Raw genomic sequence first — 14,478 nt, 5'->3', positions numbered from 1 at the left:
TGTAACCTCACGGAATGGGTGTAACTTGAGGCTGTGGTGTCGGCGTGGTTGACGTTGGCAACGGTAAGATGAACGGTGCATTGCTGGGCAACAATAAGGCTTGGATATTCGGTGAAAGTTTAGTGATGTAAAGATAGTTAAGTAATTCGGGATCTTCGCGCAGGGCTTCTGCAATGACCTTAAGTGCCTCGGCTTCTGCCTTAGCCTGGATAATGCGCGCCTCAGCCTGGCCCTTGGCTTCGATAACCGCCGCATCGGCCTTACCCTGCGCTATTTGGCGCGCTTGTTCCGCTTCTTGCTTTTTCTGTTCAACGATGAATCGCGCTTGCTGCGCCTGTTGCTCGGCAATCTGCTTTTGTTCCACAGAGGCCGCGTACTCAGGCGAGAACGTCACATTGCGCAAAACAAAATCCACCAGCACCAGACCATTCTCTTCTAACTTCTGCGCCAGAGTGGTCCGGATACGATCCACTAACTCAAACCGCTTGCGGCTTACTACCTCTTCAACCCCGTATTGGGAAACCGCATCGCGCACAATGCCCCGCGCCAGCGGGCGCACTAAGTCCTGAGCATAACGGTCCTGCCACTTAATGTGTACCTGTACCACTTTTTTGGGGTCCACTGCAAAGATCACCGAGGCATCCACAAAAATTTCCTGCCCATCTGCTGTACGCGCGGCAATTGAATCATCTCCCACAATATCGCCCTCCCTGGCAACTTTGGACATCGTGTAAGTTTGATTTGAGATCGGGTAACGAACCACGTACTCCGCAAATGGAATCACCCACCGCAGACCCGGCTCTAGCGCCTGGTCGCGGTAGCCTTTGGGAGAAATGGCAGAAATAACCACCCCCCGCTCCTGAGGCTCAATGAAAACTAACCCTGCCGCGATCAGACTTGAGACCACAGCAATTATAACCGTGATCAAAATCATGGAGCCCGCTTTACGCAAGGGCCGGTTCTGCGCGGCACGCACAATACTTAACACCACAAGAGCAATTAAGAGTAACCAGATAAGCGACGCAAACCCTTGTAATAAACTGGCAATATTCATGGCTATCCTCCGCAGTGTGCCATCAGGCTAATTATATCCAAATTCCCAATCTACCGGGGTAAATCAATCCCCAATGGCAATTTTTTGACATTTGCCCGCGTTTATGCTATTGTTAATGCCGTGACCCCTTTTTTACCCCAAGGTCATCAGCAGGGGTACACTCTATTCTTGTCCGCAGGTGTAAGCATGCAACGCGAACGCATCTCCGAAAACGTTTACTGGTTCCAAAGCGACATCTACGCCCAGGTTACCGCCGGCGCCGTAACCGGCCCTCACTGGGCGGTATTAATTGACACCTTGGCGCTTCCAGAAGAGACTCTCGCGATGCGCGCCTTTATTGAAGAACAATTAGGCGTGCCAGTGCGCTACATTATCAACACCCATTATCACGCCGATCATGCCTGGGGAAACGGTTTTTTCCCGGGGGCCACGGTCATCGGCCACACGCTCTGCCGTCAACTGCTTGAACAGCGCGGTCCCGCCGCCCTTGAGTCGGCTCGTCGCCAAAACACCGCCTTCAAGCAAGTCAAACTCATCCTGCCCCACCTCACTTTTGAACACGGCTCTCTTTCCCTACGGGTGGGCAAGAAAAACCTGGTGCTCTTTCCTACGCCCGGGCACAGTGCTGATGGTATCTCGGTATTAGTGGAAGAAGATCGCGTGCTTTTTGCCGGCGACGCATTCTTACCCCTACCCTATTTTGTGGATGGCGATCTAGACACCCTCGCAGATACGATTCGCGCCATTGGGAAAATGGGGTTGGAAAACATCGTCCAAGGTCACGGTGATATTATTTTGCGCGGAGAAATAGACGAAGCCGTGCGCGAAAACCTGGCCTACCTGAGCGCCGTGCGCAAAGCTGTGCGTGCTGCGCTTAAGCGACGCAACCCGCAGGAAATTCTGGACACCATTGATATCGAATCCTGCGGGAAGAGTCACGTCTATCTCGGTGGATTAGCCCGTGAACTCCACCGCCGCAACGTGCGTTACCTTTATCGTTTACTCAGCCGTGAAGAAGGGACGCCGGTTTCCCAATCCACTCCCGCCAGCGACTAAACGGACTTCACGGCATCGCATTCTGGTTTCCGGAATTCATCGAAGAGCCACCGCGCTGTCCGTGGCGTTTTTGGAGATAGGCTCTCAGCCCTACAGCGCGTTCAGTCCCTCGTCGCAAGCGCTCAAGGTTAGGTCGTAGGGCATATAACACTACCCCCAGGACGGCTACCCCGTAAAGGACATAAATCCACGTCGCCTCGCCCTGAAGCGCCCGAACCGTGAACACCACCGTGGTGACCACCGCCACGCTAATCGTGGTTACCGAAGCATAACCTATAAAAAGATATACCAGCACGCCAATTGGAAGGATATACATCCAAATGGAAGGCCATATGGCAATGGCACCGCCCAATGCGGTTGCTCCCCCCGCACCACCCCTTAAGCGAATCCCGCCTTGCTCGCGTTTTTCGATCAGAAACACCGAATAATTGTGACCAACAACAGCCAGCAGTGCCGAACCCACTAAAACCCAGGGATTATCAGGCACCAGCGCTCGTGCTATCCATCCTGTTGCCAACCCCTTTACCACGTCCAAAATGCCTGTAATTGCCCCTGCTAGCCATCCTGCCGCACGCATGACATTTGTCCCCCCAGTGCGGCCACTCCCAATACGGCGTACATCTTGACGCCGCGCCACCCATACCACGATCAACCCAAAAGGAATGGCTCCAACTAGGTATGATCCTAACAGAGTGAGCAGAATCTTTTCGACTTCTGACATTATTGTTTACCTCCTCTTTTCCAAACCCGAACTCCTCTTTAAAGTTACTCTTTTTCTATTACTATATCAACCTCACGAAAGGTGTGATGCTCCGTGTCAATTTCAAAAGCACGCAGTTGCCAATCGTTACCTTGGGGTGAAAGAATCACCATCAGACTTTCCGGGTAAGCAAACTCGTTCAAATCCGTCTCGGAGGGCACTGCCGGCCCATGGGGATGCGAATGAAAAATCCCTATTAACTCTAACCCTTCTTCTTCCAGCGCCTCTAATGCCTTCAGAAGTTCAGTGGGCTCCATATAAAAGCGTACCGGGCTGTGGAGACGATTGGTCACTGGAATAATGCGCTTTACAATAGATCCACACCCCCCTAGCAAGCCACAGGCTTCTTCAGGAACGCAATGCACAACATGCTCTAATATTATCGCCTTCTGCTTGGCGGATAAACGCAAAGACCGTTCCATCAGCGTTCAAGAACAACCGCTAATAACAGCAAAACCGATAACATGACCACCGGCTCCACCCACGCACTACGCCAGGGACGTCCTTCCTCAAGCGCCCCTGCCAGGCTGGTCAAAGCGTAAGCCAAACCTGTTAAGGTTAACCCATAGGACAAGGGTTTTAGGGGAAGGTAATGGAGACCAGTAGAAACTTGAACCATCAATAGCCCCACCACTGCTGCCCACTCCCAGGCCCACCGTTCGGTCAAACGCAGGGAGAGATGCCGCAAAACAATCAGCATAATGGCGGGCACCAGCACCAGCCATTGAAGATACAAGCGCGTTCCGGTGGCACGCAGAGTCACCACAAGAATTAAAAAGAGGGCAAAAGAGGCCGCGGTAAGGGTGATATATGCCCAAAATTGCCCTGCCCCGACACGTCCTGCCGCCACATACTCAGCAGCCATAACTGCAATTAACAACGCGCTGCCTAACCCAAAGATCAGCCACCACTGAAGTCCCACCTGAAGCGTCCCCAGTGGAACGCTCAGAGCCCAAGCCACAAGCGCTGGTAGCGGCCAATGTACCACACGGGAACGTAAGGGTAAAGGGTCTCTGCGCTCTTGTAACATCCAATCCATACCGCTTATGACCAACAACGTTACCCAAACGGCCGGCAAACTGGAAAGAGAAACCGGCAAAATAAGGAGGAAACCGGGTAAAGACAAGACGGGCGACTCTAACGAGGGGTGCAAGAAGGGCAAAGCAGCATATCCCAAACAAATTACGGCAGCCACCTGACTGAGGTGCGTCACCGGGATACGCTCCCCCTCGGTATCGACTACGTGTATTTCTTTAGAACGAGGATTCCCCTCTTGCACCATGGTTTGTACGATTGTTTACGATTTCTCTTCTTCAACAGGAAGGTCACCCACCACCCCATAGAAGAGTGGCAATGGCTCCACCGGCTGATCACTCCACTGGCACGCTGTAAGCAATTGTTCTCCCGCCACGGTAACGTGATCAGAATGGTTAGCGTGGATGACAAACAAAGGCTCTCCCAATGCAACGAAATCTCCCACCTTGCGCAACACCTCTATCCCTACCGCATGATCAATCGGGTCGCCTTTTTTAGCCCGCCCTGCACCAAGGAATAGAGCTGTTTCGCCTACCCGTTGGGCATCCACCTGGCTCAGGTAGCCGCTTTTGGGCGATTTCACCGTCTCTATATATTTGGCCTGGGGGAGAAGTTCCGGGTGATCCACCTGTTCAACATCCCCTCCCTGCACTTTGACTAAGGTGCGGAATTTATCCCAGGCTCGGCGCTCTTGGATCGCGTCTTCCGCCATCTGACGGGCTTGATCTAAATCTTTGGCTTTACCGCCAAGCACCAGCATATAACTAGCCACCACCAGGCAGTGCTCTATAAAATCAGCCGGTCCGTCCCCGTGCAGAGTTCTGATGGCTTCTTCAACCTCCAAGGCATTCCCTACTGCCCTTCCCAGGGGTTGATTCATATCGCTAAGTAGCGCAACCACACGTCGTCCACTTAATTTTCCTATTGCCACCATCAATTCAGCCAAGCGGCGCGCCTCATCCAGGGTACGCATGAACGCCCCTTTGCCTACTTTTACGTCTAACACAATTGCCTGCGCGCCCGCCGCAATCTTTTTACTCATGATTGAGGAGGCAATCAAAGGAATAGAGGGCACAGTTCCCGTAACATCGCGTAAAGCATAAAGAATGCCATCCGCAGGTGCCAGGTTCGCTGTTTGGGCACTCAAAACAATCCCATAGTTTTTCAGGTTGAAGAGAAACTCTTCTACACTGAGGGTAGTCCGGAAACCGCGAATGGACTCCATTTTATCTATCGTGCCTCCGCTAAAACCCAACCCGCGCCCGGACATTTTCCCAACTGGTAGACCACAAGCCGCCACTGTGGGTTCGACCACCAAGGTTGTCTTATCCCCTACCCCACCAGTAGAGTGTTTATCCACCGCCACGGGCACAATTTGACTTAAGTCTAAAACCTCGCCAGAGTAGGCCATGGCTAAGGTTAGGTCAGTTGTTTCTTGCTCGGTCATTCCCCGAAGCATCACGGCCATTGCCCAGGCCGCGACCTGATAGTCCGGGATCTCTCCCGAGACCATTCCACGAATGAAAAACTCTATTTCCTCCCGGCTAAGTTCCAGCCCATCTCGTTTTTTGATAATGATATCTACCGCTCGCACGTGATACCCTCCACTTCAAAGATCATAACCAGCGAATGCGCGGCTTGACCAATCGCCGCCCCTTCCAGGCTGAAACACCTCGCAAAGTAAGTATGCATGAGTATAAACCAATTAGGACGCTTATGCCTATGGTAAGAGGATAGAAGACTGTAAGGTAAACAGGGATCCTCAGACGGGCATAAATAAGTCCAAAGAGCGTTAATGAGGCTAGCACGGCCTCCAAGGCCTTTTGCACACTAAACACCGAAGGAATACCCAACCCATACATCCCGATCACCACCCACGGCTGGAGAAAGACCCACCCTAACCAGCCCAAGACGAAAAGGAAAGGTAACACGCGATAATTGAAAACCGCAAACAAATTTTTCGCAAAACCCGCAAACACCTCACGCCAAGAGCGATACATACGACAGAGCACCAATTCACCTCCATCCATCAAGCGCCATCGAAAGCCCGCTCTGACGGTATTGCGACCTAACGCTAAATCATCCACAACGATATTTCGAATCGCCGCATGCCCACCAATGGCAAAATAGGTTTGTCGCCGAATCAACAAAAACTGACCAATCGTGAAGGATAAATCTGCCCACCGAAGACGAAATGCCAGCCCCAACGGATAAAACGCCAGCATCGCCCACAGGAAAAAGGGCTGAATCAGGCGTTCGCCCCATGTCTGCATAACCTCATAAGGAACTAGCGAGAGCAAATCAATCTGGTCCAATTCAAAGGTCGCCACGGCTTTTTGCACGGCAGACGGAACAAGAGTTGTATCTGCATCTAGGAACAGTAGGATCTCCGCCTTAGTGGCTTCGGCCAATTGTTGACAAGCCCAGTGTTTTCCTAACCATCCTTCTGGCAAGGGCAACCCGCGCAGGTAGTGAAAGCGGCTGTCCTTAGCGGCAAACTGCGTGGCTATCTCTCCCGTTTCATCGTTAGATTCATCATCCAACACCCACACTTCTAACCCGCCGGGATAGTCCTGCTGAGACACACTCTCTAAACATTGGGGAAGGTTATGCGCTTCATTCCGCGCTGGAATTAACACAGCCACTTGCGGCCAATGGGAAATACGAAAAGACGCAAAGGGCCGTTTGAAGAACCACAGATTGGAACACGCAATCGCCAGAAGCACCAGCAGAAAAAGCAAAATACCATCCTGAGGATCACTCCAATGAAACGTCATTGTGGCTCCATAAGTTAAAACCTCCCCGTCGGGGGAGGTTTGTTATCACTAAGGTCGTCTGGAGTGACGCTTGGGCACAATCGTGACCTTACGATTGGGCTCCTCGCCAATGCTTTCGGTCACCACATCCGGATGATCACGCAGTTCCAAGTGAATGATACGGCGTTCGTTTGCCGGCATGGGTTCCAGCACCTGTCGCCGTCCAGTGAGCACGGCCTGTTCGGCCATTCGCCGTGCAAGGATACGTAACTGTCGTTCACGCCGGGCACGATATCCCTGTACATCAATAATGAGCGGCACCCAAACCCCCATTTCGCGGCTCACAATCAAACTGCTGATATACTGCAACGCATTCAGCGTCTCCGAACGGCGCCCGATTAAAATGCTCAAATCATCCCCTTGAACTTCGATCCAAACTGCAGGCTGAGTATTCTCTTCTTGTGGGGGTTGAATGCGAACCCGCAATCGGGCCTGTACTTTCATCTTTTCAAGCAATTCACCAACAACCCGTTGTGCCACCTCAAGGGCTTTTTGTTCATCCCATTGTCCCAAGGGCATTCCTGCCTCAGTCGGGTATTCCTCTTCTAGAGTACCAGCACCACTGACATCTGACCGAACAGAGGCCTGAGCCTCGCCGGCCGCCTTGACCGAGATTTTTACCCTCGCTTGGCGGCTGCCGATTCCCAGAAAACCCCGACTACCCGGATCCAACACTTCCACCTCCACCTGATCCTGGGAAAGCCCTAATTGATTCAATCCACGCGCAATGGCTTCCTCAACGGTCGGCGCAATGACCTCCAGAGTTGTCCGCTCTTGTTTCATAAGACCGCCTCATTATGGTGATATTTCACGTTTTATTTTTTCGCCCCCGCTTTAGAGGGTTTTTCGTTGGCCCGCTTGGGGAGGATATTTTTCCAATTCAGTTGTCCCAACATCGCATATTGGAGGATACCAATAAGGTTAGAGACGACAAAATAAAGCGCCAGCCCCGATGCTAAAGTCAAAGCCAGATAGCCCATTAGAAATGGCATGTAGAGATTCATCATATTTGAGAACATCGCCGACTGATCTTTGGGATTCGCGCTTGGCGGTGTCATCAATTTACCTTGTAAATAAGTGGTCACAGTCACTACAACCGCCAACACCGGTATCCCGACCGGTAAAAACGGCAACACCAAACGCTCGGGTAGCCCTAAATCCATCCATAGAAATTGACTATTTAATGGAATAAGGGCTTCAACCTTAAGCAGAGCCGGGTAGATGTGGCGGATTAGATTCAGAAGTTCGATCGGAGTACTTGCCAATGCGATAATTAGGCTCTGATACAAGCCGATGATGATCGGGAATTGGATCAATGTCGGCAAACAGGACGCAAAAGGGTTGATACCCAATTCGCGATAAAGCGCCATTTGCTCCTGCGCCAACTTCTCACGATCGTTTTTGTATTTCTCCTGAATTTTGAGCCACTTCTCATTCTTTTGCAGTTCCTGCATGGCCTTCGCACCCTTGATCTGCTTAACCATCAAGGGGTGCGTGATCAGGCGAATCAGCAACGTAAAGAGAATGATTGCCAGACCAAAATTCTGGCCTACCAGGTTGTAGATAAACAACAATACATTTACAAAAGGCGTAATAATCAACGCGTCCCACATATCGTTTACCCATCCTACCTATTTTGGAGGCTCAAACGCCCAGGCTTGTTGCCCGCCAGAGGTCAATGCCTGAACCAAGACTTTGCCCTGGGCAATGCCAACCAACAAATGGCTATTGGCAACCACAGGACCATTATAAAGTTTACCCTCGAGGGTAACTGTCCATTTCTGGTTGCCATCCTCACTATATGCGACCACCTTCCCATTCTCCGTGGTAAAGACCACTTCTCCATCCATCCAGGTTGGGGCACCAGTTAGTGGCTCACCCAGATTATTTTCCCAGACAACCTTACCATCCTGAGCCGAGATCGCATAAACCTTACCCCCCAAATCCCCCAGATAAACCCGATCACCGTGAAGTAAAGGCTGCGACCAGAAGTTGTTCTCAAAGGCCTTCTGCCAAATGATGCTTCCATCCTCAGCCCGAATGGCCAGGACGTTGCGAGCCAAGGTCGAGATATAGATGATCCCCTTGTCACTCAATACCGGGGAGTAAATAACCGCCCCCCCGAGGTCCCGCGCCCATATCTTTTGCCCGGTAGAAGGATCCAATGCATAGAGAAAATGATCCATCGAAGCCTGGTAGATTCGCCGACCATCACTCACTGGTTGCGACCAAAGGGCTTTTGAAGCCTTAAATTTCCACAGCAGGTTACCTTGGAGATCTAACGCATACAAATGGTGATCGGCATTCGGCGCGTAAATGCGCGAATCCAAAACCAATGGGCTGGCTATCCAACGCCCTTGGGCCCCGGTGAACGTCCATTGTTCCTGGCCAGTTTGGGGATCCAAACTATGAAGAACGGCTAGATAATCCCCTACCACTAAATGCCCGTCTGCGATCGCCGGAGCGGCAAAGAAAAATCGTTGCCCTTCAGCCTTCTCTGGAAAGCGCCAGAGCATGCTACCATCACTAACGCGGAGCGCATAGACGTGGTTTCCATAAGCAACATAGGCTGTTTCTTCCACCACGGTTACACCCGGCCAGGAAGAAGATGCCAGGGTTCCTGCGCATCCCCCCAACGACAACGCAATGAGCACCACAATCACAAACCAGAAAATTTTTGACCAATGCCTCATTGATGTTATCCCTACATTACCTCAAGAAAGATCATGGTACCGGGTCATAACCACCCGGATTAAACGGATTACAGCGCAAAACCCGCCATACCGCCAACGCTGTTCCCTTTATAACCCCATACTTATAAACCGCCTGATACCCATAATGGGAACAGGTGGGGTAAAAACTACAGGTGTTGGGTGGTAGGGCAGGTGAAACAAGCAGTTGATAGAGTCGGATCAAAGCCAACAGCAACCAACGTGGCAGTGTAAAAAGATTCAGCGGTAAATCCCGCAAGCGGGGTTCATTCGGATAATCGCTCATGACTTGTTTCAACCGATTCTTGCACAGCCAATGCCCGCCACAGGCCACCCCGACGGAGCAAATGCTCCATCGTTTCTAAAAGCGCTCCGAAAGGCGCTTCAATCACGCCTGGGCGGGCATACACGATCACATCCCATCCTGGTTGAACATGTGGGAAAAGCTGCTCGACGCAAGCCCTCAACCGTCGTTTGGCGCGATTGCGTCGAACAGCCCTGCCCACACTGCGCCCAGCTACGACCGCAACCCGCGAATATGGCAACCCATTGGGAACAAATGCTAGCGCCATCAGCGGATGCCCAAGAGATTTTCCCTCGGCTCGAACGCGTCTGAAATCGTTGGCGCGTTTCAATCGGTGTTTGCGTTTCACCCATACACCCGTTCACAAATGGTGCCAGCCGGGCAGGGAACCACCCAGTTCTAACCAATGACTACCACCGAAACTTTTTAACGTGCTCGTTCATGGTGACTGTAACACGATAGCGTCCTTTGAGACGGCGCCGCTTCAGCACCTTTCGTCCATCTGCCGTGGCCATGCGAGCGCGGAAACCATGCACCCTCACCCGGCGACGAATTTTGGGTTGGTAAGTTCGCTTCGGCATTGCTATATCACCTCACATCTTTTTGTTTGGGTCAACTCAGCAAAGGTAAATTATACCCTAAATTTTAGAGATAAATCCTTTAGATGTTTTCTTCAACCCGCCAATGATAGAGGCGTCACACCTTCGGTAGATGGCATTGAGCCTCGTCATAGGTATTAGCCTGAGCCTGCACCCAGGCACGGTGCGAGCGGTCAATCACATATTTCTTTAGAGGGATAGTGAGGACCATGGTAACTGAGGCAAAAATGACTGCTGGCGGTTCTTTAAGTACCAACGCAAATGAGATCAATAAGCCGATCCCCACGCCAACACTAAGATCAAGATGGTGCGATAACGCATACACCATTAAAAATGCCACCAACGCCCCCAGGAATTCTGCCGGTAAGAAGATAAACAAAATACCCAAAATGGTGGCTAGTCCCTGACCACCGCGGAAACCCACAAACACCGGAAAGTCATGCCCCAACACTGCACAGCCAGCCGCCAGCAACTGCCATTCGAGCGGAAAGCCTAATGCTCGGGCCAGTATTACCGCTAAGATGCCTTTGTTGAAATCTACCGTGAACACAATAAGGCCGTAACGCCACCCCATTACCTGGGCCACGTTACGCGATCCCATATTACCATCCCCCAAATAACGAATATCTTTACCCAGCACTGCCCGCGAGAGCAACACCGCTGTGGGAATAGAGCCCATCAAATATGCCACCACCAGCAAAATTACCCTGGCTACCATGACAACCTCCTCAACTTATAAGTTAATCCGCCAGGGGAATGCCAACCTATTGCCTTAATGGTTCAGGTTTCTTCTGGCGGCGAAAGTAACTCAGCTAACTGTTTAGCGCCTTCATGATCTATCACTGCCAGGATCTCATCCCCGGGCTCAATGGCCGTCACCCCACGCGGCACAATAACTTCCCCGTTGCGAATAATGGCTGCAATGACACAATGCTCAGGAAGTTTCAAATCCTTTATCGGGATTCCAATAACCCTTGCACCGGGTAAAATCTTTTCCTCTACTAACGAATAATGCCCACGACGCAACTTCAACAGCGTTAGCATATCCCCCAATGACATTTCCTCTTCAATAATGGCTGCCATGATCTCAGCCTGATTTACGGCCACATCCACGTGGAATTTCTCATCAAACAACCAAGCATTGTGAGGATTGTTTATCCGGGCAATTGTGCGCGGCACTTGATAGCGGCAACGGGCAAAGTAACATAACGTCAGGTTCACTTCATCCGATTGAGTGCACGCCGCCAGCACATCGGCTTCACGGATTCCGGCCTGTTCCAACACCCAAGGTTCAATCGGATTCCCCTCGTAGACCACCTCAGTGGGTAATTCGCGATGGATGCGTGCTAAGACCTCTTTGCGATGTTCGATCAAATGCACTTTATGACTCTGGCTAACCAAGATACGCGCCAATTGCGCCCCAGTACGACCACCACCCGCGATGATGACAAACATAGCCTTACCTCGTCCTTTCTTGCAATGCCTTACGTAGAGCTGTGATCCCTTCAAACGTTGCTCCAACTACCAACACATCACCGGTCATCAGAGCAAACTCCGGTGCCGGTAAAAACGCCCTACCGGCTCGGCTGAGCGCCACCAGGATACATCCCTTAGAAGGTACAAGTTCCTTAATTGGATAACCGTTCCACGCTTCGGGAATATCCACCTCGTAAATTTCCACCTCGCCATTACCAGCAGAAAATACAGCCCGGATATCACCGCCAGCGATTAATTCTTCAATGCGCTGTGCCCCCCATGACGTCGAACTCACCGTCTGTAAGCCAAACGCCTCAAAAATCGGGCGAAAGTGGGGGTCATAGTTACGCACCACCACATGTGGGACGTGATATACCGAACGCGCAATATGCCCCACCACGGCATTCAACGGATCAGAATTGGTCACCGCCGCCAGCGCATGGGCTTTTTCAATACCTGCCCGCAACAGCACATCCTGCCCCATCGCATCGCCCTCGTGCAGTCGCCCACTAAAATCCGGGGGTAAATTGTTGAAAGCCTGCGGGTTAGAATCCACGACGGCCACCTCGTGGCCGGACTTGAACAAACGATAGGCCAACTGCGAACCCAATCGGCCACATCCTACGACAATGATATCCATAAGAGTCTAAACCTCCCCGGGAATGTCAATCAATTTGATAGGGCACACTTGTGATGACCAAATCCTTATGAAAGAGCAAAGCCGCGCGCAAAGTCACCGCTGCTCGAGCGTGCAAAATGCCGCTCCACCAATGATGGGAGACGAATTCCGGTACCACCACGGTGATAACTTCGTTGGGTTGGCGCTGGCGGTGGACCTCATCAATGTATTCCAACAGGGGCTCAATGTAGAGGCGGTAGGGAGAATCCAAAACTACCAAGCGCACGCCATCGCCCCATACTTCCCACTTGCGGCGCACTTTTTCAGCCTCTTCTGAATCTATAGATACGTGCACGGCAGTAATGTCATCCGAGAGCGTTCGCGCATACCGCAATGCTGCCAAGGTTCCGCGGTGAACGCCAGAGATAGGCAAAATAATACGATGGCGCGCAATACGCGGCGGTGCTCCATAATGCTCCAACGAGAGGCGTTGTGCCACGTGGCGGTAATGGGTCTCAATCGCGGTAAACATCGCCACCAGGCCGGGAATCACCAGCACCACAATCCACGCCCCATCGACAAACTTCGTCACCGCAAAGATGATCATCACCACCCCGGTGCAAAGCGCGCCAAACCCATTGATGAGCATCTTTATCTGCCAAGCAGGATCATAACGCAGCGTAGAACTGCGTTCCTGAATTTCCTCACCTGGCTTGAGGTGTCCTACTTTCCACCAACGATGCGCCATACCAGCCTGGGAGAGAGTGAAGGATAGGAATACACCAATCGCGTAAAGCGGGATCAACCGTGTCACGCTGGCGTTAAAAACAATAATAAGCAGAGAGGCAAGGACGGCTAAAGTGACAATACCACGTGAATACACCAGACGACTACCACGAAAGGTCATCTGGCGCGGCAAAAGGCTATCTTTTGCCATAAAGGCGCTGAGACGTGGAAAATCAGCGAAGGACGTGTTGGCCGCCAAGATCAAGATGACCGTCGTGGCGGTGATGGTTGCAAAGTAAAAGAAACCACGTTCTCCATAAGCCGTACGCGCTAATTGAGAAATAACCGTCTCAATTTCAGAGGGCACGGCTTGAATGTGAGCGCTTAGGAACGAAATTCCCAATAAAAGTGACCCCAAAATAGTGGACATAATGAGCAGGGTAATACCCGCGTTTTGAGAACGTGGTTCTTTAAAGGCAGGGATGCCATTAGATATCGCTTCAACCCCGGTAAGCGCTGCCGTTCCACTTGCAAAAGCACGCAATAGAAGGAAAATCGAGAAGCCTTCCCCTAAATGTAAAACCTCGAGAGGGGGCGGATTCTGGACCACGCCTAATGACCCCCTGAAATAGCGAAATAAGCCTACCCCGACCGTTAGATACATAGTTACGATAAAGTAGTACGTGGGTATAGCAAAGGTTGCCCCAGACTCTTTTACTCCCCTCAGGTTAATCAACATAATAAAAAGGATAAAACCCACCGAGATCCAAACCCGCCAGGGGAAAAGTACTGGATAGGCGGAAACAATTTGGGCCACCCCGGAGGAAACCGAAACCGCAACCGTGAGGATATAGTCAGTCAATAAGGCTGCACCAGCAACGCGCGCCGGCCAGGCACCCAGGTTCTCACGAGAGACAATGTAAGCACCACCACCATTGGGATAGGCATGGATGGTTTGCTCATACGAAAGGGTAACAATGGCCAAAAGGACAACAATTGCCAGTGAGAGCGAGAAGACATAACCATAGGCCATCGTCCCCAGTACGGCCAGGATGACCAACATTTCCTGAGTAGCATAAGCGGTCGAGGACAGGGCGTCCGAGGCAAAGACCGCTAAACCGATGAACTTGCCGATGGTCTGATGGGGAGCATCAGCGGTGGGAAGAGGACGACCGATCAGCCAGGTGCGCCAGGAACGCGGCGGTTTATATTCTGTCTCGCGGTGCACAATCGTCGTACTACCACGACCTTCAATATTCATAGAAAACCCTTCAGGCCTCCTACCTTTACGATCCGACAAAGCCTTGGATTATACAAGCAAT

At 51.6% G+C, this 14,478-nt stretch carries 17 protein-coding genes; 1 reads left to right on the top strand and 16 read right to left on the bottom strand.

Features of this window, described 5'->3' with window-relative positions:
• Positions 1-7 precede the first annotated feature (7 nt).
• Positions 8-1,054 (bottom strand): prohibitin family protein, encoded by a 1,047-nt coding sequence (locus AC01YT_RS03595; RefSeq protein ID WP_476672839.1) that lies wholly within the window; start codon positions 1,052-1,054, stop codon positions 8-10.
• Positions 1,055-1,240: 186 nt separating this feature from the next.
• On the opposite strand from AC01YT_RS03595, the gene AC01YT_RS03590 reads away from it, so the two are divergent.
• Entirely contained in the window at positions 1,241-2,110 is an 870-nt protein-coding gene (locus tag AC01YT_RS03590) for an MBL fold metallo-hydrolase (protein ID WP_476672838.1), read from the top strand.
• A 7-nt stretch (positions 2,111-2,117) separates the two neighbouring features.
• Here the strand turns inward: AC01YT_RS03590 and AC01YT_RS03585 are convergent, their stop codons facing one another.
• The 15 genes from AC01YT_RS03585 to AC01YT_RS03515 form a co-directional block, all read right to left on the bottom strand.
• Positions 2,118-2,831, bottom strand: a complete 714-nt coding sequence (locus AC01YT_RS03585; protein WP_476672837.1) for a glycerol-3-phosphate acyltransferase — start codon at positions 2,829-2,831, stop codon at positions 2,118-2,120.
• A gap of 44 nt (positions 2,832-2,875) precedes the next feature.
• A complete protein-coding gene (locus AC01YT_RS03580; RefSeq protein ID WP_476672836.1) occupies positions 2,876-3,292 on the bottom strand; it encodes a M67 family metallopeptidase in 417 nt (138 codons plus the stop codon).
• The gene (locus AC01YT_RS03575) at positions 3,292-4,083 is read right to left on the bottom strand and encodes a hypothetical protein (protein ID WP_476672835.1); all 792 of its coding nucleotides are present in this window, start codon (positions 4,081-4,083) and stop codon (positions 3,292-3,294) included. Before AC01YT_RS03575 ends, AC01YT_RS03580 begins: the two co-directional genes overlap by 1 nt.
• Positions 4,084-4,167: 84 nt before the next feature.
• The gene (locus tag AC01YT_RS03570) at positions 4,168-5,499 is read right to left on the bottom strand and encodes a thymidine phosphorylase (protein WP_476672834.1); all 1,332 of its coding nucleotides are present in this window, start codon (positions 5,497-5,499) and stop codon (positions 4,168-4,170) included.
• A gap of 22 nt (positions 5,500-5,521) precedes the next feature.
• Positions 5,522-6,682, bottom strand: coding sequence for a glycosyltransferase (locus tag AC01YT_RS03565; protein ID WP_476672833.1), 1,161 nt, complete (start codon positions 6,680-6,682; stop codon positions 5,522-5,524).
• 48 nt (positions 6,683-6,730) lie between these two features.
• Positions 6,731-7,504, bottom strand: coding sequence for an RNA-binding cell elongation regulator Jag/EloR (gene jag / locus AC01YT_RS03560; RefSeq protein WP_476672832.1), 774 nt, complete (start codon positions 7,502-7,504; stop codon positions 6,731-6,733).
• 32 nt (positions 7,505-7,536) lie between these two features.
• Entirely contained in the window at positions 7,537-8,334 is a 798-nt protein-coding gene (locus tag AC01YT_RS03555) for a YidC/Oxa1 family membrane protein insertase (RefSeq protein WP_476672831.1), read from the bottom strand.
• Between the two features lie 18 nt (positions 8,335-8,352).
• A complete protein-coding gene (locus AC01YT_RS03550; protein WP_476672830.1) occupies positions 8,353-9,414 on the bottom strand; it encodes an outer membrane protein assembly factor BamB family protein in 1,062 nt (353 codons plus the stop codon).
• A 31-nt stretch (positions 9,415-9,445) separates the two neighbouring features.
• Positions 9,446-9,718 carry a membrane protein insertion efficiency factor YidD gene (gene yidD / locus AC01YT_RS03545; RefSeq protein ID WP_476672829.1) on the bottom strand — a complete coding sequence of 91 codons (273 nt, stop codon included), beginning with the start codon at positions 9,716-9,718 and terminating at the stop codon, positions 9,446-9,448.
• The gene (gene rnpA, locus AC01YT_RS03540) at positions 9,699-10,085 is read right to left on the bottom strand and encodes a ribonuclease P protein component (protein WP_476672828.1); all 387 of its coding nucleotides are present in this window, start codon (positions 10,083-10,085) and stop codon (positions 9,699-9,701) included. The genes yidD and rnpA overlap by 20 nt, the downstream gene beginning before the upstream one ends.
• A gap of 61 nt (positions 10,086-10,146) precedes the next feature.
• Complete coding sequence (gene rpmH / locus AC01YT_RS03535; RefSeq protein ID WP_476672827.1) at positions 10,147-10,317, bottom strand: 50S ribosomal protein L34; 171 nt, start codon at positions 10,315-10,317, stop codon at positions 10,147-10,149.
• A gap of 115 nt (positions 10,318-10,432) precedes the next feature.
• A complete protein-coding gene (locus tag AC01YT_RS03530) occupies positions 10,433-11,053 on the bottom strand; it encodes a glycerol-3-phosphate acyltransferase (protein ID WP_476672826.1) in 621 nt (206 codons plus the stop codon).
• A gap of 62 nt (positions 11,054-11,115) precedes the next feature.
• Positions 11,116-11,790 (bottom strand): potassium channel family protein, encoded by a 675-nt coding sequence (locus AC01YT_RS03525; protein ID WP_476672825.1) that lies wholly within the window; start codon positions 11,788-11,790, stop codon positions 11,116-11,118.
• Positions 11,791-11,794: 4 nt separating this feature from the next.
• The gene (locus AC01YT_RS03520) at positions 11,795-12,451 is read right to left on the bottom strand and encodes a potassium channel family protein (RefSeq protein WP_476672824.1); all 657 of its coding nucleotides are present in this window, start codon (positions 12,449-12,451) and stop codon (positions 11,795-11,797) included.
• Positions 12,452-12,476: 25 nt separating this feature from the next.
• The gene (locus AC01YT_RS03515) at positions 12,477-14,417 is read right to left on the bottom strand and encodes an APC family permease (protein WP_476672823.1); all 1,941 of its coding nucleotides are present in this window, start codon (positions 14,415-14,417) and stop codon (positions 12,477-12,479) included.
• Positions 14,418-14,478 lie beyond the last annotated feature (61 nt).

Source organism: Thermanaerothrix sp. (assembly GCF_056331585.1).
Note: the sequence above shows the minus strand (reverse complement) of the source record. Positions and strands in the feature narration are given on the sequence as shown.